The organism is Variovorax sp. GW460-12-1-14-LB1, from assembly GCF_059423605.1.
Genome location: NZ_JBWKYF010000029.1, coordinates 1 through 22,243 on the forward strand (window position 1 = coordinate 1; position 22,243 = coordinate 22,243).

A 22,243-nucleotide genomic window follows, 5' to 3' on the forward strand; every position below is an offset into this window, starting at 1 on the left:
CCCGACCCACCGTCACCCCGCCGCGCGACCTCGGTCCGCTGACCGGATCGCTCGCGCATCCGAAAAGCCGCTGGGTGCCCGTGGGCTGGTCCGAACTGCCGGGCTTCAGCGAAGACCCGCTGCATGAGGCGTGGATCGCGCTGCTGGCCAACTGCGCACGCCCCAACGCCGCCTTCGCGCCGCTGTGCCGCGAGGTGCGCCAGCTCGCCATCGCCACGCCCGAGGAGCAGCGCCGCTGGATGACCGACCGGCTGCAGCCCTACCGCGTCGAATCGCTCGCGGGCCAGAGCGAAGGCAAGCTCACCAGCTACTACGAGCCCGTGTACGAGGCCTCGCGCGTGCCCTCGGCCGGCTTCAGCGTGCCGCTGTACCAGACGCCCGACGGCCTCGTGCCCAAGCGCCCGTGGTTCACGCGCCAGGAGATCGAGACCCTGCCCGAGGCCCAGGCCGCGCTGCGCGGTCGCGAGATCGCCTGGATGGCCGACCCCATCGACGCGCTGATGCTGCACATCCAGGGCTCGGGCCGCTTGCGCATCACCGAGGCCAACGGCTACCAGCACACCGTGCGCGTGGCCTACGCGGCCACCAACGAGCAGCCGTACCGCAGCGTGCAACAGTGGTTGATGAGCCAGGGCGTCGCCAAGGTCGGCAAGTGGCCCGACGACACCAAGGCCTGGGTGGCGCAGAACCCGCAGCGCGTGTCGCAGCTGCTGTGGAGCAATCCGCGCTACGTGTTCTTCCGCGAAGAGACGATGAGCGAACTCGACGCCGCCTTCGGCCCGCGCGGCGCGCAAGGCGTGCCGCTGACGGCGGGGCGCTCCATCGCGGTGGACCGCGAGAGCATTCCCTACGGCACGCCGGTGTGGCTCGCATCGAACGGCCCGACCGCGCAGCTGCAGAAGCTGGTGGTGGCGCAGGACACCGGCAGCGCCATCCTGGGCGCCGTGCGCGCCGACTACTTCGCCGGCACCGGCGCGGAGGCCGGCCGGCTGGCCGCGAGCGTGAACCAGCCGCTGCGGTTGTGGGCGTTGTGGCCGAGGCAACTGCCGGCGCCCTGAGGGGCGCCGCGTCCGCCCTGCAATGTGTGGCGCGGGCGTGAAGGTTTTTTGACGAAATCTCGCCGTACCCCAACCAACGGCCGAGCGTTTCACGCGCATGTCATGCGAAGTGCCTAACTTCGCGGGCTGGTTTCAATCCCAACCCACGAAAGATATTGCGCATGACCGCAAACACCCGCACGGACGCCCACGGCGTCGATCTCGACGATGTCGGCACCAACGATTCCCCGAACCCGTCCTTCACCGACCTGGTCGCGTCGCGCCTGAGCCGCCGCCATCTGTTCGGCCTGGGCGTCGGTACCGCCGGCACCGCACTGCTGCAGGCCTGCGGTGGCGGCAGCGGTGGTGGCGGCGCAGCCTTCCCCATCATTCCGCCTGCACCGGCTCCCGCACCGGCCCCCGCCCCGTCGCCCACGCCGCTGAAGCTGGGCTTCAACCCCGTGGCCAAGAGCCTCGACGACGTCGTGACCGTGCCCGCCGGCTACACCGCCAGCGTGCTCTACCGCCTGGGCGACCCGATCGCCGCCGGCGTGGCCGCGTACAAGAACGACGGCACGGATGATCCGGCCACCTATGACCGCCGCGCCGGCGACCACCACGACGGCATGACCTTCTTCGGCGTCAACGCCACGAACAAGTGGGACCCGGCCAACGCCACGCGCGGCCTGCTGGTGATGAACCACGAAGCCATCACGCCCCTGTTCCTGCACCCGGACGGCCAGACCATCGTGGGCGGTGTGCGCACCGTCGCCGATGAAGTGAAGCGCGAGTTCTACCTGCACGGCGTGAGCGTGGTCGAGGTCAACAAGACCGGCAGCAGCTGGAGCTACAAGCAGGATTCGAGCTTCAACCGCCGCGTCCACACGCTCACCGACATGCAGTTCTCGGGCCCGGCCGCCAAGACCGACTACCTGAAGACCAAGTACTCGACCGACGGCAGCAAGACCCGCGGCACGCTCAACAACTGCGCCAACGGCACCACGCCGTGGGGCACGTACCTCACCTGCGAAGAGAACTGGGCCGGCTACTTCCGCCGCATCAAGGGAACCGACGACAGCAAGCGCTCGGCGAAGGAACTCGCGAGCTTCAGCCGCTACGGCGTGGCCAGCACCGGCCGCGAACTCTGGGCCACCGTCACGCCCGACACCGCCGACGGCCAGTACGGCCGCTGGAACACCGAAGTCCTCGGCGCCTCGGCCACCGACGACTACCGCAACGGCCACAACACCTACGGCTGGGTGGTCGAGATCGATCCGTTCAACCCCACCAGCACGCCGAAGAAGCGCACCGCACTCGGCCGCTTCGGCCACGAAGGCGCCTGCCTCGGCCCGGTCGTGGTCGGCAAGCCGCTGGTCTGGTACATGGGCGACGACTCGCGCAACGAGTACATCTACAAGTTCGTCTCCACCAAGAACTGGGACGCGGCCGACATCGGCGGCGGCATGGCCGCGGGCGACAAGTACATGGACGACGGCCGCCTCTATGTGGCCCGTTTCGACGAAGACGGCACGGGCGTGTGGCTCGAGCTCAAGGTCGGCGTGAACAACATCACCTCGAACTACGACAAATACGCCTTCGCCGATGCGGCCGACGTGGTGACCAACGCCCGCCTGGCTGCCGACGCCGCCGGCGCGACCAAGATGGACCGCCCCGAGTGGACCGCCGTCAACCCGAAGACCGGCGACGTCTACGTGACGCTGACCAACACCAACGCCGCCTCTCGCCCGATCGGCAAGACCAGCGCCTCCAACCCGCGCTACTACGACGACAGGACGACCGCCAACGCACCGCAGCTGGGCAATCCGAACGGCCACATCGTGCGCTTCGCGGACGAGAACGCCGACCCGACCTCGCTGCGCTTCAAGTGGGACGTGTATCTCTTCGCCGCGCGCTCGACGGCGTCGGCCGACGTCAACCTCTCGCAGCTCACCGCAGACAACGACCTGTCCAGCCCTGACGGCATGTGGTTCAGCCACGCCGCCCCCGGCCTGCTCTGGCTGCAGACCGACGACGGCGCCTACACCGACGTCACCAACTGCATGCTGCTGGCCGCACTGCCCGGCAAGGTGGGCGACGGCGGTGCGAAGGTGATCACCAACGTCGATGCCGCGACCAGCACCACGCGCACGCAGAACACCTTCGTGGGCAAGGCTCCCGGCACGGAAGGCCTGCGCCGCTTCCTGGTCGGCCCGAAGGACTGCGAACTCACCGGCATCGCCGAGTCGGGCGACGGCCGCGCGCTGTTCGTGAACATCCAGCATCCGGGTGAAGGTTCGAAGAAGGACGAAACGCCGATCAGCCACTGGCCGGACGGTGGCAGCAGCCGCCCGCGCTCGGCCACCGTGGTCATCACCAAGAACGACGGCGGCCTGATCGGTCTCTGAGTTTCTTTCCGCCCCGTCGGGGGCGTGCCGATTACAACGGCGCTGCTGGCAACGGCAGCGCCGTTTTGTATCTGACCTGCTTGAGCGCAAAGCTCGAGCGGATCTTCTCGATCCCCGGAATCGGCGTGAGCTGCTCCATGATGAAGCGCTCCAGCGCCGCCATGTCGGCCACGGCGATGCGGATCAGGTAGTCGCTGTCGCCGGTCATCAGGTAGCACTCCATCACCTCGTCGTGCTCGGCGATGCGCTGCTCGAAGTCGGCCAGCGACTGCTTGCTCTGCGTGGTCAGGCTGATCGAGATGAACACGTTGAGCCCCAGGCCCAGCGCCTTGGCGTTCGCCAGCGCCACATAACGGTCGATCACGCCGCTGGCCTCCAGCACCTTCACGCGCGCCAGGCAGGGCGAGGGCGACAGGTGCACGCGGCGCGCCAGTTCGACGTTCGACAGGGCGCCGTCGCGTTGCAGCTCGTCGAGAATGCGCAGGTCGATGGCATCGAGTTCCATGAAATTCCGTGAAGCGCTTGGGTTGCGGCATTTTATGCTTTCGAATAGCCATGAAGTCGTTGGTGCCGGTAGCTAATTTTCCGCAAGGCGGCTTAAAGTGCTGGCATGAACGCCCCGATCTCCGCCGACCAGATGCGCGCCCTGTTGCTCGACACGCCGCCGTCGCACGACCCCGACCCCGAAGAGACCGCCGAATGGCGCGACGCCTTCCTGGCGCTGGCGCAGACGCAAGGTCCGCAGCGCGCGCGCCAGATGCTGGCCGAGCTGGCGCGCCTGGCGCGGCAGCAGCGCATCGGCTGGCAGCCCGAGCTGGCCACGCCGTACGTCAACACCATCGCTGCGGCCGACCAGCCGCCGTTTCCGGGTGACCTTGCCGTCGAGGAAAAGCTCGCCTCGCTCATGCGCTGGAACGCGCTCGCCATGGTGGCCAAGGCCAACCAGGCGTACGGCGAACTCGGCGGCCACATCGCCAGCTACGCGAGCGCGGCCGACCTGTTCGAGACCGGCTTCAACCACTTCTTCCATGCGCGCAGCCCGGCGCACCGCGGCGACCTCGTGTTCTTCCAGCCGCACAGCGCGCCCGGCGTGTATGCGCGGGCCTACCTCGAAGGCCGCCTGAGCGAAGAAGACCTGAACCACTACCGCCAGGAACTCACTGCGCCGGCGTTCGTGAACGGCAGCGGCGCGCGCGGGCTGTGCAGCTATCCGCACCCGTACCTGATGCCGGACTTCTGGCAGTTCCCCACCGGCTCGATGGGCATCGGCCCCATCAGCTCGATCTACCACGCGCGCTTCATGCGCTACCTCACGCACCGCAACCTGCTGAACTGCGAAGGCCGCAAGGTCTGGGGCGTGTTCGGCGACGGCGAGATGGACGAGCCCGAATCGATGAGCGCATTGACGCTCGCCGCGCGCGAAAAGCTCGACAACCTCGTGTGGGTCGTCAACTGCAACCTGCAGCGCCTCGATGGCCCGGTGCGCGGCAACGGCCGCATCATCGACGAGCTCGAAAAGCTCTTTGCCGGTGCCGGCTGGAACGTCGTCAAGCTCGTGTGGGGCAGCGACTGGGACGGCCTGTTCGCGCAGGACGTGAGCGGCGCACTCGCGCGCGTGTTCGCCGAAACCGTCGACGGCCAGATGCAGACCTTCGCCGCCAAGGACGGCCGCTTCAACCGCGACAACTTCTTCGGCCAGAACCCCGAGCTCGCGCGCCTGGCCGAAGGCATGACCGACGAGCAGATCGACCGCCTGAAGCGCGGCGGTCACGACCTCGTGAAGATCCATGCCGCGTACGCCGCCGCTGCTGCCCACAAGGGGCAGCCCACCGTGATCCTGGCCCACACCAAGAAGGGCTACGGCATGGGCAGCGCCGCGCAGGGCAAGATGACCACGCACTCGCACAAGAAGATGGGCGACGTCGACCTCATCGAGTTCCGCGACCGCTTCAACCTGCCGCTCACCGACGCGCAGGCCACCGCGATGGACTTCTACCGCCCGGCCGAAGACAGCGCCGAGATGCGCTACCTGCGCCAGCACCGCGAAGCGCTCGGCGGCGCCATGCCGCGCCGCGAGACCGCCTGCGACGTCGTGCCCAAGCCCGACATCGCGGCCTACGCGCAGTTCGCCACGGCGGCGGCCGGCAAGGAGATGAGCACCACCATGGCCTTCGTGCGCATGCTGGGCAACCTCATGAAGGACAAGGCCCTGGGCCCGCGCATCGTGCCCATCGTGGCCGACGAGGCGCGCACCTTCGGCATGGCCAACCTGTTCAAGCAGGTGGGCATCTATTCGAGCGTGGGCCAGCGCTATGCGCCGGAAGACATCGGCTCGGTGCTGAGCTATCGCGAAGCCACCGACGGCCAGATCCTCGAAGAGGGCATCAGCGAGGCCGGCGCCATCGCCAGCTGGACGGCCGCGGCCACCAGCTACAGCGTGCACGGCCTGGCGATGCTGCCGTTCTACATCTACTACTCGATGTTCGGCTTCCAGCGCGTGGGCGACGCCATCTGGGCGGCGGCCGACCAGCGCGCGCGCGGCTTCCTGCTGGGCGCCACGTCGGGGCGCACCACGCTCGGCGGCGAAGGCCTGCAGCACCAGGACGGCAGCAGCCACCTCGTGGCCGCGACCATTCCCAACTGCAAGGCCTACGACCCGGCCTTCGCGGGCGAGATGGCCGTCATCGTCGACGCGGGCATCCGCGAGATGATGGTCGAGCAGCAGGACGTGTTCTATTACGTCACGCTCATGAACGAGAACTACGCGCAGCCCGACCTGCCGGCCGGCGCGGAGACCGACATCCTGCGCGGCTGCTACCGCTTCGGCACGTATGCACCGGCATCGGGCAAGGCGAAGCAAAGCGTCACGCTGCTGGGCTCGGGCGCGATCCTCACCGAGGTCATCAAGGCCGCGCAGCTGCTGGTCGACGAAGGCATCGCGGCCGAGGTGTTCAGCGTCACGAGCTGGAGCGAACTCGCGCGCGACGGCCAGGCCTGCGAGCAGCGTGCGCTGGCCGGCGAGAAGAATGCCGGCACGCCTTTCGTCGCGCAGCAACTGGGCAAGGGCGGCAGCAAGGCCCCGATCGTCGCCGCCACCGACTACGTGCGCGCCCTGCCCGAGAGCGTGCGCGCCTTCCTGCCCGAAGGCCGCCGCTACCTCACGCTGGGCACCGACGGCTTCGGTCGCAGCGACACGCGCGCCGCGCTGCGCGGTTTCTTCGGCGTGGACGCAGCGAGCATCGCGCGGGCCGCGCGCCACGCGCTCGGCGCCTGAAGCCAGCGCGGCCATGCGGCGTGACGGTGCGGTGCCTGCGTTAGAGTCGCAGGCCCCACCGCCTTCCCGCGCCCATGACCGCCCGCTTCCAGTCCCTCGCTCCCGCCGTCCGCCTGGCCGACCAGGTGGCGGAAGCGCTCGTGGCCGAGGTGCGCAGCGGGCGCCTGTCGGAAGGCGACCGGCTGCCCACCGAGACCGCGTTGGCCACCCAGTTCGGCGTGAGCCGCACGGTGGTGCGCGAGGCGGTGTCGCGGCTCAAGTCGCTCGGGCTGGTCGATTCGCGCCAGGGCAGCGGCGTGTACGTGCGCGCTGCGGGCGTGGAGCCGCTGCGCTTCGAGATGCCGCATGTGGCGTCGCGCGAAGCGGTGGTGCAGATGGTCGAGCTGCGCCGTGCGCTCGAGGCCGAGGTGGCCGCGCTCGCGGCCGAGCGCCGCACGCCCGAGGACATGCTGCGCATCCGCGACGCCATCGATGCGCTGCATGCGGCGGTGTCGATGGGCGGCAACGGGGCCGACGAGGACGTGCGCTTTCACCGCGCCATCGCCGAGGCCGCGCGCAACCCCTTCCTCATCGGGACGCTGCAGTACCTGCGGCAGTTCCTGCATGGCGCCACCCGCGTCACGCGCGCCAACGAGGCGCGCCGCGCCGACTTCGTGCGCGAAGTGGCGCAGGAGCACGCGCGCATCGTCGAGGCGATCGACGCCGGCGACCCGCTGGCCGCGCGCGAAGCCGCCAAGGCGCACATGGACAACGCCATCCGCCGCATCGAGCAGGCCGACCCGGCCTTCTGGCAGCAGGAAGGCGCCCAGCTCGCCCGACCCCTGGTCGAAGGCTGGCCTGCGGGCAAGTAAGCCCACGCTCACAAATTTCCGGCAGGGGCAGCATGTGCGGGTTATCCCGTATCCGGGAGCTTGTCTTAAATTTGTATGATGACCTGACAAGTAAGGGGCGACCGCGCCGCAGGGTGACGGGACGACCCCGTTTTTTCATCCAGCGGACTCCCTCCCAATGACTTCCACCCTCCAGGCCGGTGCGCCCCTCGCGGCTGACGCGCCCGACGCCGCGCTCGAGAAACGCGCCTACGCCAAGGTGTTCTGGCGCCTCGTGCCCTTCCTGATGCTCTGCTACGTGGTCGCGTACCTCGACCGCGTGAACGTCGGCTTCGCCAAGCTGCAGATGGGCGCGGACCTCGGCTTCAGCGAAACCGTGTTCGGCCTGGGCGCCGGCATCTTCTTCCTGGGCTACTTCCTGTTCGAAGTGCCCAGCAACCTGCTGCTCAACCGCGTGGGCGCGCGCGTGTGGATCGCGCGGATCATGATCACCTGGGGCCTGCTGTCGGCCTGCTTCGTGTTCGTGGAAACGCCGACCAGCTTCTACATCCTGCGCTTCCTGCTCGGCGTGGCCGAGGCGGGCTTCTATCCCGGCGTGATCCTGTACCTGACGCACTGGTACCCGTCGCACCGGCGCGCGCGGATCATTGCGGTGTTCATGTCGGCGATTCCCGTGGCGGGCATCTTCGGCAACCCGCTGTCGGGCTGGATCATGGACGCCTTCCACGGCGTGTCGGCCATGCACGGCTGGCAGTGGATGTTCATCATCGAAGCCATTCCCGCCGTGCTGGTGGGCGTGATGGTGCTGTTCTACCTGGACAACGGCATCAAGCACGCGCGCTGGCTCTCGCCTGAAGAGAAGCAGCTGCTGCAGCGCGAGGTCGACCGCGACCAGGCGCACGGCGCCAAGGGCCCGCATTCGGTGGGCGCGATGTTCCGCGACGCGCGCGTGTGGTGGATGGCGCTCATCTACTTCGCCTTCGTCATGGGCCAGTACGCGCTGACCTTCTGGCTGCCCACGCTGGTGAAGGCCACGGGCGTGCAGGGCAACTTCAACATCGGCCTGCTCAGCGCCATTCCGTTCCTGTGCGCGATCGTCGCGATGAACCTGTTCGGCCGCAGTGCCGACGCGCGCCGCGAACGCCGCTGGCACCTGATCATCCCCGCGATGATGGGCGCCGTGGGCTTCACGGTCGCGGCCTCGTACACGCAGAACACGGTCGTGTCGCTGACCTTCCTGTCGCTCGCCGCAGCCGGCGTGCTCACCTGCGCGCCGCTGTTCTGGTCGCTGCCCACCGCCTTCCTCTCGGGCACGGCGGCGGCCGCGGGTATCGCGGTCATCAACTCGGTGGGCAACCTCGCGGGCTTCGTGAGCCCGTACCTCATCGGCTACCTGAAGGACCTCACGGGCAGCACGCAGATCGGCATGTACGTGCTGGCCGGCGCGCTGGTGCTCGGTGCCATCGGCGTGTGGCTCACGCCCAAGCAGTTGGTCAACCGTTGATCGAAGGACGCACGACATGACTTCTTCTTCCAACACCCCCGTCGTCGGCCTCGTGGGCCTGGGCGCCATGGGCAGCGGCATGGCGCAATCGCTGCGCCGCGCGGGCCATGCACCGCATGTGTTCGACGTGCGCCCCGGCGTCGCCGAAGCCTTCGCGCGCGAAGGCGGCACCGCCTGCGACACGCTGGCCGTGCTCGGCGCGCAGTGCGACATCGTGGTCAGCGTGGTCGTCAACGCGGCGCAGACCGAGTCGGTGCTGTTCGGCGACGGCACCACGCCCGGCTGCGCGGCATCGATGAAGCCCGGCAGCCTGTTCGTGATGTGCTCCACCGTCGACCCGAACTGGTCGGTGGCGCTCGAAGCGCGCCTCGCGCAGCAGGGCATCCTGTACCTCGATGCGCCGATCTCCGGCGGCGCCGCCAAGGCCGCGAGCGGCCAGATGACGATGATGACCGCCGGCACCCCCGCCGCCTACGAGAAGGCCGGCGCCATGCTCGACGCCATGGCCGCCAAGGTCTACCGCCTGGGCGATTCGGCCGGCGCGGGCAGCAAGGTGAAGGTCATCAACCAGCTGCTGGCCGGCGTGCACATCGCCGCCGCGGCCGAAGCCATGGCACTGGGCCTGCGCGAAGGCGTGAACCCCGACGCGCTGTACGAGGTCATCACCCACAGCGCCGGCAACAGCTGGATGTTCGAGAACCGCATGGCCCACGTGCTCGCGGGCGACTACACGCCGCTGTCGGCCGTCGACATCTTCGTGAAGGACCTGGGCCTGGTGCTCGACGTGGCGCGCGCCAGCAAGTTTCCGCTGCCGCTGTCGTCCACCGCGCACCAGATGTTCATGCAGGCCTCCACGGCCGGCTTCGCGCGCGAAGACGACAGCGCGGTCATCAAGATCTTCCCGGGCATCGAACTGCCTGCTGCGAAAGAATCGAAAAAATAGCATCGAGCGTCTGCGCTCCACCGACCCAGGAAAGACACACACCATGAACGTTCTCATCACCGGCGGCTGCGGCTTCCTCGGCGCCCGCCTCGCCCGCACCCTGCTCGCCGGCGGCCCGCTCGCACTGGCCGGCGGCCAGCCTCAAGACATCGCACGCATCACGCTCGCCGACCGCGTGCCGCCGCCCGCCGACCTCGCGGCCGACGCGCGCATCCAGTTCGTGCAGGGCGACCTGTACGAGCAAGCCGCCAACGGCGCGCTGCCGCTGGCCGACACCGACGCCGTGTTCCACCTCGCCGCCGCCGTGAGTGGTGAGTGCGAGGCCGACTTCGACCTCGGCATGCGCAGCAACCTGGACACCACGCGCGCCCTGCTCGACGCCTGCCGCAGTGCCGGCCATGCACCCGTGTTCGTGTTCTCCAGCTCCGTCGCCGTCTTCGGCGATTCGCCCGAGCAGCGCCTGCCCGCGGTGATCGAAGACACCACGCTGCCCACGCCGCAGAACAGCTACGGCATCCAGAAGTTCATCGGCGAGCAGCTGGTGGCCGACTACACGCGCAAGGGCTTCGTGCAGGGCCGCAACGTGCGGCTCATGACGGTGTCGGTGCGCCCGGGCCGTCCGAACGGCGCGGCCTCCAGCTTCCTGAGCGGCATGCTGCGCGAGCCGTTGGCCGGCGTGCGCGCACGCTGCCCCGTGGCCCCCGAGACGCCGGTCGCGCTGGCCTCGCCCGGCAACACGGTCGCCGGCATCGTGCGCGCGGCCACCGCCGGCGCCGCCGAATGGGGCGCGCGCACCGCGGTCAACCTGCCCGCGCTGACCACCACCGTGCGCGAGATGGCGCAGGCGCTCGAGCGCATCGCCGGCACCGAGGCCACCGCCCTCATCGACTGGGAGCCCGACGCCGCCATCGCGAAGATCGTCACCAGCTGGCCCAGCCGCATCCACGCGGCGCGCGCCGAGGCGCTGGGCCTGAAGGCCGACGCCAGCTTCGACGCCATCCTGCGCGACTACGTGCGCGAGAACGCGCAGGCGGTCACGCTGGCGCTGAAGGGCTGAGCGATGGCGAAGCTCGTGCTCGGCTGCATCGCCGACGACTTCACCGGCGCCACCGACCTGGCCAACAACCTCGTGCGCGCCGGCATGCGCGTGGTGCAGACCATTGGCGTGCCCGTCGGCCCGCTCGATGCGGACGTGGATGCGGTCGTGGTCGCGCTCAAGTCGCGCACCATCGCGCCGGCCGAGGCCATCGCGCAGTCGCTCGACGCGCTGCGCTGGCTGCAGGCGCAGGGCGCGCAGCAGATCTACTTCAAGTACTGCTCCACCTTCGACAGCACGGCCCAGGGCAACATCGGCCCCGTGGCCGAGGCGCTGATGGAGGCGCTGCAGTGCGACTTCACCATCGCCACGCCGGCCTTCCCCGACAACAAGCGCACCGTGTTCAAGGGCTACCTGTTCGCGGGCGACGTGCTGCTCAACGAGAGCGGCATGCAGAACCATCCGCTCACGCCGATGACCGACCCGAACCTCGTGCGCGTGCTGCAGGCGCAGTGCACGCGCAAGGTGGGCCTCATCGACCACGCGGTGGTCGCACGCGGCGCAGCGGCCATCGAAGAACGCATCGCGCAGCTGAAGGCCGAGGGCGTGTCGATCGCCATCGTCGATGCGGTGTCGAACGACGACCTGCTGCGCATGGGCCCGGCGCTCGCGAAGCTGCCGCTGCTCACGGCGGGCTCGGGCGTGGCCATCGGCCTGCCGGCCAACTTCGGCCTCGCGCCGTCGTCGCAGGCCAGCGCGCTGCCGAAGGCCGGCGGCAAGACCGCGGTGGTGTCGGGCAGCTGCTCGCTGGCCACCAATCGGCAGGTGCTCGACTTCATCCAGCGCGGCGGCGCGGCCATGGCCATCGACCCGCTGCGCATCGCGGCGGGCGTGGACGTGACGGCCGAAGTGCTGGCCTGGGCCGCGCCGCTCATCGACAAGGGCCCCGTGCTCGTCTACTCGACCGCCGAAGCCGGTGCCGTGAAGTCGGTGCAGGGGCGGCTCGGCGTGGAAGAAGCCGGTGCGATGGTCGAACGCACCATCGCCGCCATTGCGCGCGGCCTGGTCGAGCGCGGCGTGCACCAGCTGGTGGTGGCCGGCGGCGAGACCTCGGGCGCCTGCGTGCAGGCGCTGGGCATCGCGCAGATGCAGATCGGTCCGCAGATCGACCCCGGCGTGCCGTGGTGCCATGCGCGCTGCGATGCGGCGCCCGAAGCGGGGCTGCACATCACGCTGAAGTCGGGCAACTTCGGCAGCGACGATTTCTTCACCAAAGCTTTTACAGTGCTCGCATGACCGAGAACGAAGCCCGCGACGAAATCTGCCGCGTCGGCCGCAGCCTGTTCGAGCGCGGCTACGTGCACGCCACGGCCGGCAACATCAGTGTGCGGCTGGACGACGGCTTTCTCATCACGCCGACCGACGCCTGCCTGGGTTTTCTCGACCCCGCGCGGCTTGCACGGCTCGATGCCCAAGGCCAGCAGACGGGCGGCGACCGCGCCAGCAAGACCATCGCGCTGCACACGCGCATCTACGCCGCCGCGCGCGGCTTCGATGCCGCCACGGCCTGCGTGATCCACACGCACAGCACGCACTGCGTCGCCTTGACCCTGGGCAACCCGCAAGCCGAACTGCTGCCCGCGCTCACGCCCTACTTCGTGATGAAGGTCGGCCATGTGCCGGTCATCCCGTACCACCGTCCCGGCGCGCCCGAGGCGGCCGAGCAGGTGGCGCAGACCATCGCGCGCTACGGCGCGGCCGGCACGCCGATCCGCGCGGCGATGCTCGCGCGCCTGGGCCCCAACGTCTGGCACGAGACGCCGGCCGCCGCGATGGCCGTGCTCGAAGAGCTGGAAGAAACCGCCCGCCTGCAGATGCTCACGCAGGCCACCCGGCCCGCACCGCTCGCCCCCGACCAGATCGATGAACTGCGCCGCACTTTCGGTGCGCGCTGGTAGTACAAACACCCCATGCCCCAATTCGCCGCCAACCTCTCGATGCTCTATCCGGAGCTCGCATTTCTCGACCGCTTCGACGCCGCCGCGAAAGACGGCTTCCAGGCCGTCGAGTACCTCTTTCCCTACGACTTCAGCAAGGAAGACATCGTCGCCCGCCTGAAGCACAACGGCCTGCAGCAGGTGCTGTTCAACGGCCCGCCCGGCGACTGGGCCGGCGGCGAACGCGGCCTGGCCTGCCTGCCGGGGCGCGAGGGCGAGTTCCGCGAAGGCATCGCCAAGGCCATCGACTACGCCGTGGCGCTCGACTGCCCGCGCATCCACGTCATGGCCGGCCTCGTGCCCGAAGGCCTCACGCGCGAGGCGGCAGAGGCCGTCTATGTCGGGAACCTGCGCTGGGCCGCGGCCGAGGCTGCGAAGGCCGGGCGCGACGTGCTGATCGAGCCGATCAACACGCGCGACATTCCGCGCTTCTTTCTCAACCGCCAGGACCACGCGCACCAGATCGTCGAGACCGTGGGCGCCGCCAACCTCAAGGTGCAGATGGACCTGTACCACTGCCAGATCGTCGAAGGCGACGTGGCGATGAAGCTGCGCCAGTACCTGCCGACCGGCCGCGTCGGCCACCTGCAGATCGCGGGCGTGCCCGAGCGCCACGAGCCCGATGTGGGCGAGCAGAACTACGACTACCTCTTCGGCGTGATCGACGAGGTGTCGGCGCAGTGCGGCTGGCAAGGCTGGGTCGGTTGCGAGTACCGCCCGCGCCGCGGCATGGAGCCCGGCGGCACCTCGGCCGGCCTGGGCTGGCTGCGCGACTGGCGCCAGCGCGCATGACGACGACGCTCGAAGCGCTGCGCATTCCGGCGCCGCTGCGGGGCTTTGCTGCAGCGGGCGATGCGCAGGTCTTCGACGTCACGATCGACGGCGACAAGGTCGCGGCCATCGCGCCCAGCGCCTCGCAGACCCAGGCGCGCGGCACGCTGCTGAGCGCGCTCGTCGAGGCGCACGCGCACATCGACAAGAACTTCACCGTGCAGGACGTCGGCGCCGCGCAGGGCGACCTGTTCACCGCCATCGAACGCATGGGCCGCCACCGCGCGAGCTGGACCGGCGCCTCGCTGCGCCTGCGCATGGAGCGTGCGCTGCACGAGGCCTGGCGCGCCGGCACGCGCGCGCTGCGCACGCACCTGGACTGGGTCGAGCCCGAGCCGCCGGCTGCGCTGGCCGTGTTCGAGGCGCTGCGCGAAGAGTGGGCCGGCCGCATCGAACTGCAGTTCGTCGCGCTCGTGCCGCTCGACGTGTTCGCCGACCTCGCCGCCGGCGAGCGCATCGCGCGCGACGTGAAGCGCGCGGGCGGATCACTGGGCGCGTTCATCTACCGCAACGACGGCCTCTTCGCCAAGCTGGGCCGCGTGTTCGACCTCGCGCAGCAGCACGGGCTGGGGCTGGACTTCCACGTCGACGAAGGCCTGGACACCGACGCCAGCGGCCTGCGCAGCATCGCGCAGCTGGTGCGCGCGCGCGACTTCAAGGGCCGCGTGGTCTGCGGCCACGCCTGCTCGCTCTCGGTGCAGGACGATGCGGTGGCGGCCGAAACGCTCACGCTGTGCGCCGGCGCCGGACTGCACCTGGTCGCGCTGCCGACCACCAACCTCTACCTGCAGGGCGCGTGGGACCGCACGCCCGTGGCGCGCGGCATCACGCGCATCCGTGAGGCGGCGGCGCACGGCCTGCGCGCCAGCCTGGCCACCGACAACGTGCAGGACGCCTTCTATCCCTACGGCAGCTACGACCTGCTCGAGACCTTCGGCCTCGGCGTGCAGATGGCGCACCTGGCGCCCGCCGCCGACTGGCTCGACACCATCACCGTGAACCCCGCGAAGGCGCTGGGGCTCGCGTGGGACGGCCGCATCGCACCGGGCTGCCCGGCCGACCTGGTGGTGCTGGCCGCCACCGACGAACACGAACTCATCGGCCCGCGCGGACGGCAACGCACCGTCTACCGCGCAGGCCGGGCACTGGAGAACACACCATGAGCATGGGCAAGCCGATGGCCAACTATGCCGCCGCCAAGCGCGTCGGCGATTTCGTCTTCATGAGCGGCGTGGTCGCCGTCGACCCGGCCACGCGCCGTGCGGTGGCGGGCTACGACGCCATCCCGGAAGAAGCCCGCACCGCGCTGCAGGGCGTGGGCTATGCCACGGGCCAGATGTCGGTCGACATCTTCGAGGCGCCCATCGTGGCGCAGAGCTGGTTCGTGCTGGAGCGCATCCGCCAGATCGCCGCCGAGCACGGCGGCACCATGGAAGACGTGGTGAAGCTGGTGCAGTACTTCCGCCACCTGCCGCACTACGCCTTCTACAACCGCGTGCGCGGCCTGTTCTATCCGGGCGAGCCGCCGGTGAGCACGGTGGTCGAGGTGTCGCGCTTCCTGCCGGGCGACGAGGTGCTCGTCGAAGTCGAAGCCACCATGTACCTGCCGCAGCGCGCGGCTACTTGACGCCCGCGCCCTTGAGCAGGAACTCCGTCACCTGCTCGATCAGGTAGCGGCGGTCCTTGTCGTCGCCCTGCTGCGCCGTGTTGCGGTAGTAGGCGGCCTGCGTGGCGTGGTCGGCGTAGAACTGCGTCACGGCCCAGATGTGGAACAGCACCAGCATCGGGTCGGCTTTGTCCATGAGGCCCTGGTTCATCCAGTTCTGGATCACGGCGGCGGCCTGGTCGGTGCGCTGCTTGCTCGTGTCCATCATGCTGTTGATGACGGGCGCGCCGCGCATCATCTCGGCCGTGAAGATGCGCGAGCGCAGCGGGTGCTCGAACGAGAACATCATCTTGCGCTGAATGAGGTCGCCCAGCACCTTGCGCGGGCCGAAGGCCTCGTCGCTGAAGCCGAACACCACGATCCAGTCGGTCAGGATGTCCTGCAGCACCTGGCGGTACAGCGCCTCCTTGCTCTCGATGTAGTAGTGCAGCTGCGCCTTCGACAGGCCCGCCTTGTCGGCGATGGCCTGCGTCGACGCGCCGGCCAGCCCTTCGCTGGCGAACACCTCGATGGCGGCCTGGTTGATGAGGCCCAGCACCTGCGTGTACTTGCGCGAACGCCCGCGCGTGACGGGGGCTTCGCTGTCGGTGTCCGTCACGCTCACAGCTGCAGCACCAGGTCGGGGCCCTTGGCGCGCGAGCAGCACAGTGCCACCTTGGTGCGCCGCTCGGTGCCCGTGAGGCAGAAGTCGCGGTGCTCGGCGCCGTCGCCGTCGCCCTCGACCACGCAGGTGCCGCACAGGCCCTGCTGGCACGACACGGGAATGTCGATGCCCACTTCGTGCAAGGCATCGACCGCGGTCTGGTCGGCCGCCACCGGCACTTCGATGCCGCGCCGCGCCAGCTTCAGCGTGAAGGGCAGGCCCGTGGTGGCGGCGGCCGTGCCGGTGGGCGCGGCGAAGTACTCGGTGTGCAGCGCGTCTTCGGGCCAGTGCGCGGCGGCCTCGCGCACCGCCTGCATGAAGCCGCCGGGGCCGCACACGTACAGGTGCGTGTCGGGTGTGCGCTCGGCCAGCAGGGCGCGCAGGTCGATGCGTTGCGTCGCGTCGCCCTGGTCCAGGTGCAGCTTCAGGTGCGGTGCCAGCGCGGGCGCGTGCAGCGCCTCGGCGAAGGCCAGGTGCTCCTCGCTGCGCGCGAACACGCACAGCGTGAAGTCGGCGCCGCGTGCGGCCAGCGCCTGCGCCATGGCCAGCAGCGGCGTCATGCCGATGCCGCCGGCCAGCAGCAGGTGGCGCCGGGCCTCGGCGCGCAGCGGGAAGGTGTTGCGCGGCGCGCTGATCGCAATGAGGTCGCCCTCGCGCACGCGCTCGTGCATCGAGGCCGAGCCGCCGCGGCTCGCGTGCTCGCGCTTCACGCCGATCACGTAGCCGCCGCTGCCCGAGGGCGCGCGCGCCAGCGAGTACTGGCGCGAGAAGCCGCCGGGCATGTGCACGTCGATGTGCGCGCCGGCCTCGTAGCCGGGCAGCGGCCGGCCCCACGGATGCGTCAGCTCGAAGGCCAGGATTTCCGGCGTCTGCCGCGAGATGCGTTCGACACGGACGGTCAGCGTGCGTTCGAGGCTCATGGTGTGTGTCTCCCTGCGTGTCTACTGGATGTTGTGCAGCGTGCGCGCCACGCGCGCGATGAAATGGGTGCGGTCGCGGTCGGTGACGGCGTTCATGTCGTGCAGCTGCAGCCACGTCACCTTGCAGCGCCATGCGAACAGCGCCCGCAGCGCGCGCGTGAACAGCCGCCGCCCCGGGTCGCCGATGGCCATCACGAACCAGCGCGGCGAACCGCCGGTGGTCACCACCGTCAGCCGGCGGATGTGCCGCATGCCCGACTTGGCGAGCTGTCCCTTGCGCTCGGCGGGCAGGAAGGCCACGCCCGGCAGCCACACGCGCTCGAGCCAGCCCTTGAGCATGGACGGCGGTCCATGGAACCAGGTGGGGTAGACGAACACCAGGTGCTCGGCCCACAGCAGCGCTTCGACGTGGGGTTTCACGCGTTCGCGGATCAGTTCGGGGTTGTCGAGGTAGGCGATGCGCTCTTCGCGTGTCAGCGTCGGGTCGAAGCCCTCGGCGTACAGGTCGATGGCCTTGACGGGATGTCGCGGCGTGAGGGCCTCGAGGGCGGTGCGGTACAGCGCGTGGTTGAAGCTGTCAGGGTTCGGATGGCAATGGACGACGAGCGTTTTCATGGTTCGGGCCGGTTCGCACAGGATCTGTTTTCACTCAAGCGCCCTCGCGCTGGCCCCGCCATGCGGTGGATGCGCGAAGGGCGGCGCAGGCCATGGTCATCCATGGTCAAGCCGGCCGACAAAGCAGACGCCGTATGGCGGGGCCAGCCCGGAGGGAAGCCCTGTTGCGCGGCGCATTGCGGCGTTGCCCTTCGCTTGTGTAGCGGTGCTACACGGCGCTCAGGGCGCCTTGCACTGCACCGCGCAACAGGGCTTCGCGAGGGCGCTTGAGTGAAAACAGATCCTTTCGGCGAGACGGGGTCAGAGCCCAGGGATAAAAGGCCGCGCGTGCCTTATGGCAACCCAGGCGCCGGCATCTGACCCCGGCGCAAGCCCCGCGCGACCCACGGGAAAAAACGAAGCGAATTACTTGCCGGTGAGCTTCTTGCGGATGTCGACACCGACGCCCTTGTTGACGAACTGCGTGGTCGCGACCTTCGACAGGTCGATCTCGCCCGGCTTGTACAGGCCGGCCTTGACCATCTTGTCGTAGAAGTCCTTCACGCGCGCCTCGTCCATGGCGCCGATGCCCTTGGTGAGCGAGTCGCCGCTGTCGATGATGCCCATCTTCTTGATGAGATCGATGGAGCCCTGCAGCGCGGCCGGCGTGGCGTCGGGGTTGGTCTTGGCGATGAGCTCGTTGGCGGCCTTGTTGTCGCCGTACAGGTAGTTGTTCCAGCCGACGATCGAGGCCTCGATGAACTTGCGCACCGTCTCGGGCTTGGTCTTGATGAGGTCGGCGCGGGTCTCGATGGTGGTGGCGTAGGTCGAGAAGCCGTGGTCGGCCAGGAGGTGCACCACCGGGTCGAAGCCGGCCTGGGCCTTGATCGACAGCGGCTCCGAGATGGCGTAGCCCTGCTGGATCGATTTCTTGTCGGCCAGGAACGGGCCCACGTTGAAGGTGTAGGGCTTGAGCTGCGCGTCCTTGAAGCCGTGCTCCGACTTCATCCACTGCCAGAAGCTGAACTGGCCGTCCTTGCCGATGAAGGCCACGGGCGCCTTGGTCATGTCCTTGAAGGTGTCGTAGCCCTGGCCCGGGTGGGCGAACATGGCCTGCGGGTCTTTCTGGAAGATGGCGGCGACCACCACGGTGGGCACGCCGTTCTTCACGTTGTCGAAGGACTGCAGCAGGTTGCCGGTCATGAGGAAGTCGACCTTGCCGGCCGGCAGCATGGGCCGGTTGTTGACCATCGGGCCGCCCTGCATGATTTCCACGTCGAGCCCGTACTTCTTGTAGGTGCCGTCCACCAGCGCCTGGTAGAAGCCGCCGTGGCCGGCCTGCGCCTTCCAGTTGGTGGCGAACACCACTTTTTCCTGAGCGTGCGCGGCGAAGGCGGCGCCTGCGAGGGCCAGGCCGAAGGCCAGCGGCCGAAGAGAGAAAGCGGGGATGCGCATGGGGACGGACTCCTGTGGAGGTTGGGGTGGGGACGGGATGCGAAGACTAATTGTTTCTCAGCGCTCGACGGCCATGTCGGGCGTCCAGCCGCGCGTCTTGCCGGGGTTCATCAGGCCCATCGGGTCGCTGCGCTTCTTGAACTCGATCTGCTGCGTGTCGATGGTCTTCATGCCGCCGTCCTCGATGGTGAAGACGTGCGGGTTGAAGATCTGCGCGCCGCCCTGCGACTCGATCTCGCGCATCACCTCGTACTGGTGGGCCTCGCCTTTCCAGCGCACGAGCAGGATGCCGAAGGTGCCGCACTGGCCGTTGGCGCGCGCGAAGTCCTGGTGCTGCAGCACGTCGTCGCCGAAGATCTGCATGTGGCGCTCGACCACGGCCGGGTCGAAGGGCTGGGCGTAGGCCACCTGCAGGTAGGTCCAGCTGCGGTCGGCCTTCAGCGCCTGCAGCGTCGTGTGGTTGAAGGCGCACTCGTAGGCCGGCGGCAGGCCCTCGGCCTGCAGTTCGGCCTCGGTGCCGGCCACCGACAGGGTGCCGCCGTGCGCCGCCGCGAGCGCGCGGAATTCGGCCATCGAGTCGGGCGAGACCATGGTGAACACCGCGTGCCGGTCGGGCGGAAAGCGATCGCCCATGGCCGTGTAGTAGGGCGAGAAGCGCGCTTCCACGGTCGACAGCAGGAAGATGTCCAGCGAGGGCGCCTGCGCGGCAATGCCGAAGTCGAGCGCGCCGCGGTAGGTGTCGAACAGCGCCGTGCAGTGCACCCAGTCGACCGCCGGGCTCAGCGCCACTTCGACGTCGAGGATCACGCCGTTGGTACCGTAGGCATGGTGCACCTGCTGGATCTCGTCGCCCACCAGCTCGATGACGCGCGGCTCGCGCTCCACCGTCATCACGCGCGCGCGCAGCAGGTTGCCGGGGTCGCGCAGGATGCCGTGGCGAAACGAGCCGATGCCGCCGAAGCCGCCCGCGATGAAGCCACCGATGCTGGCCACGTGCCAGGTCGAGGGCCACATGCGCAGCGCCTGCCCGGTCTCGCGCGCGGCCAGGTCGATGTCGTGCATGCGCGCACCGGCCTCGACGCGGATGCGGCCGTCGGCCAGGTCGAGCACGCGGCACATCTGCGTCACGTCGAGCACGAGCCCGCCTTCGAGCGGCACGCACTGGCCGTAGTTGCCGGTGCCGCCGGCGCGCACGGTGAGCGGCAGTTTCCACTTGGCGGCCACGGCCGCGACCTGGCGCACGTCGTCCTCGGTGCTGACCTTGACCACGAGGTCGGCCACGCAGCCCGCGAGCTGCGCCGTGAGGATCGGGCTGTACCAGTAGAAGTCCTTCGACAGCTGCTTGCGCTGGCTGGGCGTGGCGATCACGTTCAGGCCGCGCAGGTCCTCGCGCACGGCGTCCCAGTCGACGGTGGACAGCGGGGTTCTAGCGTTCACGGCGCATCTCGCTCTCGTGCCAGTGGCCGAGCACCAGCCGCGACAGGGCGGCGAACACGATGAAGATCACGATGCCCAGCAACGACACCAGCAGCAGCGCCGCGAACATCATCGGGATCTCGGTGCGGAAGCTCGACTCGAGGATGCGCGAGGCCAGCCCCGTTTCCTTGCCCGCCGTGCCGGCCGTGAACTCGGCCACCACCGCGCCGATCAGGCTCAGGCCGCCGGCGATCTTCAGGCCCGCCATGAAGTACGGCAGCGCGCTGGGTGCCAGCAGGTAGCGGAAGGTCTGCCAGGGCGAGGCCTTGTACAGCTGGAACAGGTCGCGCAGGTTGCTGTCGGCGCTCTTCAGCCCGATGACGGTGTTCGACAGGATGGGGAAGAAGGCCACGATCCACGCGCACAGCAACAGCGCCGCGGTGGTGCTCGACACGTAGATCAGGATCAGCGGCGCGATCGCGATGATCGGCGTCACCTGCAGGATCACGGCGATCGGGAAGAGGCCGATTTCCACCCACTTGAACAGCGCGAACGCAATCGCCAGCAGCACGCCGCCGACGATGGCGGCGCCCAGCGCCAGGAGCGTGAGCTTCACCGTGAACCACAGCGCGCCCGAGAGCGAACCCCAGTTGTCGAACAGCGTGCGCAGGATGAGCGAGGGCGCGGGCAGGATGTAGTGCGGGATGTCGTTGGCGCGCACCATCCATTCCCACACCAGCAGCAGCGCGGCGACGATGACGGCCGGCACGACGATGCGCAGCGTCGCCTCGCGCCGGCGCAGCTTGTCTTCGTGCGCGCGCAGCGTCTCGGCGGACGGCGTGGCTTCGTTGGTGGTGTCGAGGGGCATCACGGTTTCAATGGTCGATGTCGAGGCCATGGAGCGCTCCGTGCAGAGATTGCGAAACAGCCGTGCAATGCGCGTTGTAGCGGCTGGAGGTGCGGAAGGCTTCGCCGCGCGGGTAGGGCTCGTCGATGGCGATCTCGTCGATCACGCGGCCCGGGCGCGCCGCCATCACGACGATGCGGTTCGACAGGTAGACCGACTCGTACACGCTGTGCGTGACGAACACGATCGAGAAGCGGTGCTCGCGCCAGATGGCCAGGAGGTCGTTGTTGAGCTTGATGCGCGTCATTTCGTCGAGCGCGGCAAAGGGCTCGTCCATGAGCAGCAGGCGCGGGTGCGTGACCAGCGCGCGCGCGATCGACACGCGCATCTTCATGCCGCCCGAGAGCTCGCGCGGGTACACGTCGGCAAAGCGCGAGAGGCCGACCAGCTCCAGCACGTGCTGCACCACCGGCGCGGCTTCGTCGCGGCTCATGCCCGCCAGCTTGAGCGGCAGCCAGACGTTGTCGAACACCTTGGTCCAGGGCATGAGCGTGGGCTCCTGGAACACGAAGCCCAGGTCGCGGTCGCTCTTGCTGTCCTTCGCGCTGCCGGTGTTGGCGCCCGACCATTGCATGTCGCCCGAGCTGATGCGGGTGAGCCCGGCGATCAGCCGCAGCGCGGTGCTCTTGCCGCAGCCCGAGGGGCCCAGGAAGCTGACGAAGTCGTGCTCGCCGATGTCGAGCGTCATGCCCTGCAGGGCGAGCGTGCCGTTGGCAAAGCGCTTGCCGACGTTGCGCAGGCGGACCAGAGGCGGCGTGGATGGCGTGGTGCTTTCCATGGGACTC

Annotated in this window: 20 protein-coding genes; 12 read left to right on the forward strand and 8 right to left on the reverse strand. The window is 69.2% G+C overall.

What is annotated here, in order from left to right; translation table 11 throughout:
* Positions 1–1,058: murein transglycosylase A (gene mltA / locus AC07Y4_RS16245; RefSeq protein ID WP_495274827.1), on the forward strand; the 1,058-nt coding region annotated here is incomplete at its 5' end.
* A 161-nt stretch (positions 1,059–1,219) separates the two neighbouring features.
* Positions 1,220–3,442, forward strand: a complete 2,223-nt coding sequence (locus AC07Y4_RS16250; RefSeq protein ID WP_495274828.1) for a PhoX family protein — start codon at positions 1,220–1,222, stop codon at positions 3,440–3,442.
* Positions 3,443–3,473: 31 nt separating this feature from the next.
* On the opposite strand, the gene AC07Y4_RS16255 is transcribed toward AC07Y4_RS16250, so the two are convergent.
* Positions 3,474–3,947: an Lrp/AsnC family transcriptional regulator gene (locus AC07Y4_RS16255; RefSeq protein WP_487847633.1), complete on the reverse strand. Its 474-nt coding sequence runs from the start codon at positions 3,945–3,947 to the stop codon at positions 3,474–3,476.
* A 105-nt stretch (positions 3,948–4,052) separates the two neighbouring features.
* Between AC07Y4_RS16255 and mdeB the strand changes: the two genes are divergently transcribed.
* The 10 genes from mdeB to AC07Y4_RS16305 all read left to right on the forward strand — a co-directional run bounded on the left by mdeB (position 4,053) and on the right by AC07Y4_RS16305 (position 15,484).
* Entirely contained in the window at positions 4,053–6,716 is a 2,664-nt protein-coding gene (gene mdeB, locus AC07Y4_RS16260) for an alpha-ketoglutarate dehydrogenase (RefSeq protein WP_487847632.1), read from the forward strand.
* A gap of 74 nt (positions 6,717–6,790) precedes the next feature.
* Positions 6,791–7,567 carry a FadR/GntR family transcriptional regulator gene (locus tag AC07Y4_RS16265; RefSeq protein ID WP_070063260.1) on the forward strand — a complete coding sequence of 259 codons (777 nt, stop codon included), beginning with the start codon at positions 6,791–6,793 and terminating at the stop codon, positions 7,565–7,567.
* 157 nt (positions 7,568–7,724) lie between these two features.
* Complete coding sequence (locus AC07Y4_RS16270) at positions 7,725–9,050, forward strand: MFS transporter (RefSeq protein WP_487847631.1); 1,326 nt, start codon at positions 7,725–7,727, stop codon at positions 9,048–9,050.
* Between the two features lie 16 nt (positions 9,051–9,066).
* Entirely contained in the window at positions 9,067–9,993 is a 927-nt protein-coding gene (gene ltnD, locus AC07Y4_RS16275; protein WP_487847630.1) for an L-threonate dehydrogenase, read from the forward strand.
* 43 nt (positions 9,994–10,036) lie between these two features.
* The gene (gene denD, locus AC07Y4_RS16280; protein ID WP_070063257.1) at positions 10,037–11,050 is read left to right on the forward strand and encodes a D-erythronate dehydrogenase; all 1,014 of its coding nucleotides are present in this window, start codon (positions 10,037–10,039) and stop codon (positions 11,048–11,050) included.
* A gap of 3 nt (positions 11,051–11,053) precedes the next feature.
* Positions 11,054–12,325 carry a 3-oxo-tetronate kinase gene (gene otnK, locus AC07Y4_RS16285; protein WP_487847629.1) on the forward strand — a complete coding sequence of 424 codons (1,272 nt, stop codon included), beginning with the start codon at positions 11,054–11,056 and terminating at the stop codon, positions 12,323–12,325.
* Positions 12,322–12,987 (forward strand): class II aldolase/adducin family protein, encoded by a 666-nt coding sequence (locus tag AC07Y4_RS16290; RefSeq protein ID WP_070063255.1) that lies wholly within the window; start codon positions 12,322–12,324, stop codon positions 12,985–12,987. Before otnK ends, AC07Y4_RS16290 begins: the two co-directional genes overlap by 4 nt.
* A 12-nt stretch (positions 12,988–12,999) precedes the next feature.
* Positions 13,000–13,818: a 2-oxo-tetronate isomerase gene (gene otnI / locus AC07Y4_RS16295; RefSeq protein ID WP_307695228.1), complete on the forward strand. Its 819-nt coding sequence runs from the start codon at positions 13,000–13,002 to the stop codon at positions 13,816–13,818.
* Positions 13,815–15,020 carry an amidohydrolase family protein gene (locus AC07Y4_RS16300; protein WP_307582212.1) on the forward strand — a complete coding sequence of 402 codons (1,206 nt, stop codon included), beginning with the start codon at positions 13,815–13,817 and terminating at the stop codon, positions 15,018–15,020. The genes otnI and AC07Y4_RS16300 overlap by 4 nt, the downstream gene beginning before the upstream one ends.
* Positions 15,017–15,484 (forward strand): RidA family protein, encoded by a 468-nt coding sequence (locus AC07Y4_RS16305; protein WP_062479653.1) that lies wholly within the window; start codon positions 15,017–15,019, stop codon positions 15,482–15,484. Before AC07Y4_RS16300 ends, AC07Y4_RS16305 begins: the two co-directional genes overlap by 4 nt.
* On the opposite strand, the gene AC07Y4_RS16310 is transcribed toward AC07Y4_RS16305, so the two are convergent.
* The 7 genes from AC07Y4_RS16310 to AC07Y4_RS16340 all read right to left on the reverse strand — a co-directional run bounded on the left by AC07Y4_RS16310 (position 15,477) and on the right by AC07Y4_RS16340 (position 22,236).
* Complete coding sequence (locus tag AC07Y4_RS16310; RefSeq protein WP_487847628.1) at positions 15,477–16,127, reverse strand: TetR family transcriptional regulator C-terminal domain-containing protein; 651 nt, start codon at positions 16,125–16,127, stop codon at positions 15,477–15,479. The genes AC07Y4_RS16305 and AC07Y4_RS16310 overlap by 8 nt on opposite strands.
* Positions 16,124–17,086: a PDR/VanB family oxidoreductase gene (locus tag AC07Y4_RS16315; RefSeq protein ID WP_487847627.1), complete on the reverse strand. Its 963-nt coding sequence runs from the start codon at positions 17,084–17,086 to the stop codon at positions 16,124–16,126. Before AC07Y4_RS16315 ends, AC07Y4_RS16310 begins: the two co-directional genes overlap by 4 nt.
* Before the next feature lie 21 nt (positions 17,087–17,107).
* On the reverse strand, positions 17,108–17,701 hold the full coding sequence (locus AC07Y4_RS16320; RefSeq protein ID WP_062479647.1) for an NAD(P)H-dependent oxidoreductase: 594 nt from the start codon (positions 17,699–17,701) through the stop codon (positions 17,108–17,110).
* A gap of 405 nt (positions 17,702–18,106) precedes the next feature.
* Positions 18,107–19,135 carry an ABC transporter substrate-binding protein gene (locus AC07Y4_RS16325; protein ID WP_487847626.1) on the reverse strand — a complete coding sequence of 343 codons (1,029 nt, stop codon included), beginning with the start codon at positions 19,133–19,135 and terminating at the stop codon, positions 18,107–18,109.
* Positions 19,136–19,192: 57 nt separating this feature from the next.
* Positions 19,193–20,572, reverse strand: a complete 1,380-nt coding sequence (locus AC07Y4_RS16330) for an FAD-binding oxidoreductase (RefSeq protein ID WP_487847625.1) — start codon at positions 20,570–20,572, stop codon at positions 19,193–19,195.
* On the reverse strand, positions 20,562–21,449 hold the full coding sequence (locus tag AC07Y4_RS16335) for an ABC transporter permease (RefSeq protein ID WP_487847624.1): 888 nt from the start codon (positions 21,447–21,449) through the stop codon (positions 20,562–20,564). Before AC07Y4_RS16335 ends, AC07Y4_RS16330 begins: the two co-directional genes overlap by 11 nt.
* The gene (locus AC07Y4_RS16340) at positions 21,427–22,236 is read right to left on the reverse strand and encodes an ABC transporter ATP-binding protein (protein WP_062479639.1); all 810 of its coding nucleotides are present in this window, start codon (positions 22,234–22,236) and stop codon (positions 21,427–21,429) included. Before AC07Y4_RS16340 ends, AC07Y4_RS16335 begins: the two co-directional genes overlap by 23 nt.
* Positions 22,237–22,243: the final 7 nt, after the last annotated feature.

What these genes read in the sequence shown, in the direction of transcription:
- mdeB (WP_487847632.1), top strand. Translation starts at nt 4,053, where the DNA reads ATGAACGCCCCGATCTCCGCCGACCAGATGCGCGCCCTGTTGCTCGAC.
- AC07Y4_RS16290 (WP_070063255.1), top strand. Translation starts at nt 12,322, where the DNA reads ATGACCGAGAACGAAGCCCGCGACGAAATCTGCCGCGTCGGCCGCAGC.
- AC07Y4_RS16325 (WP_487847626.1), bottom strand. Translation starts at nt 19,135, where the DNA reads ATGCGCATCCCCGCTTTCTCTCTTCGGCCGCTGGCCTTCGGCCTGGCC.
- ltnD (WP_487847630.1), top strand. Translation starts at nt 9,067, where the DNA reads ATGACTTCTTCTTCCAACACCCCCGTCGTCGGCCTCGTGGGCCTGGGC.
- AC07Y4_RS16270 (WP_487847631.1), top strand. Translation starts at nt 7,725, where the DNA reads ATGACTTCCACCCTCCAGGCCGGTGCGCCCCTCGCGGCTGACGCGCCC.
- AC07Y4_RS16265 (WP_070063260.1), top strand. Translation starts at nt 6,791, where the DNA reads ATGACCGCCCGCTTCCAGTCCCTCGCTCCCGCCGTCCGCCTGGCCGAC.
- AC07Y4_RS16300 (WP_307582212.1), top strand. Translation starts at nt 13,815, where the DNA reads ATGACGACGACGCTCGAAGCGCTGCGCATTCCGGCGCCGCTGCGGGGC.
- AC07Y4_RS16320 (WP_062479647.1), bottom strand. Translation starts at nt 17,701, where the DNA reads ATGAAAACGCTCGTCGTCCATTGCCATCCGAACCCTGACAGCTTCAAC.
- AC07Y4_RS16335 (WP_487847624.1), bottom strand. Translation starts at nt 21,449, where the DNA reads ATGGCCTCGACATCGACCATTGAAACCGTGATGCCCCTCGACACCACC.
- AC07Y4_RS16340 (WP_062479639.1), bottom strand. Translation starts at nt 22,236, where the DNA reads ATGGAAAGCACCACGCCATCCACGCCGCCTCTGGTCCGCCTGCGCAAC.
- otnI (WP_307695228.1), top strand. Translation starts at nt 13,000, where the DNA reads ATGCCCCAATTCGCCGCCAACCTCTCGATGCTCTATCCGGAGCTCGCA.
- otnK (WP_487847629.1), top strand. Translation starts at nt 11,054, where the DNA reads ATGGCGAAGCTCGTGCTCGGCTGCATCGCCGACGACTTCACCGGCGCC.
- AC07Y4_RS16315 (WP_487847627.1), bottom strand. Translation starts at nt 17,086, where the DNA reads ATGAGCCTCGAACGCACGCTGACCGTCCGTGTCGAACGCATCTCGCGG.
- AC07Y4_RS16305 (WP_062479653.1), top strand. Translation starts at nt 15,017, where the DNA reads ATGAGCATGGGCAAGCCGATGGCCAACTATGCCGCCGCCAAGCGCGTC.
- AC07Y4_RS16250 (WP_495274828.1), top strand. Translation starts at nt 1,220, where the DNA reads ATGACCGCAAACACCCGCACGGACGCCCACGGCGTCGATCTCGACGAT.
- AC07Y4_RS16255 (WP_487847633.1), bottom strand. Translation starts at nt 3,947, where the DNA reads ATGGAACTCGATGCCATCGACCTGCGCATTCTCGACGAGCTGCAACGC.
- denD (WP_070063257.1), top strand. Translation starts at nt 10,037, where the DNA reads ATGAACGTTCTCATCACCGGCGGCTGCGGCTTCCTCGGCGCCCGCCTC.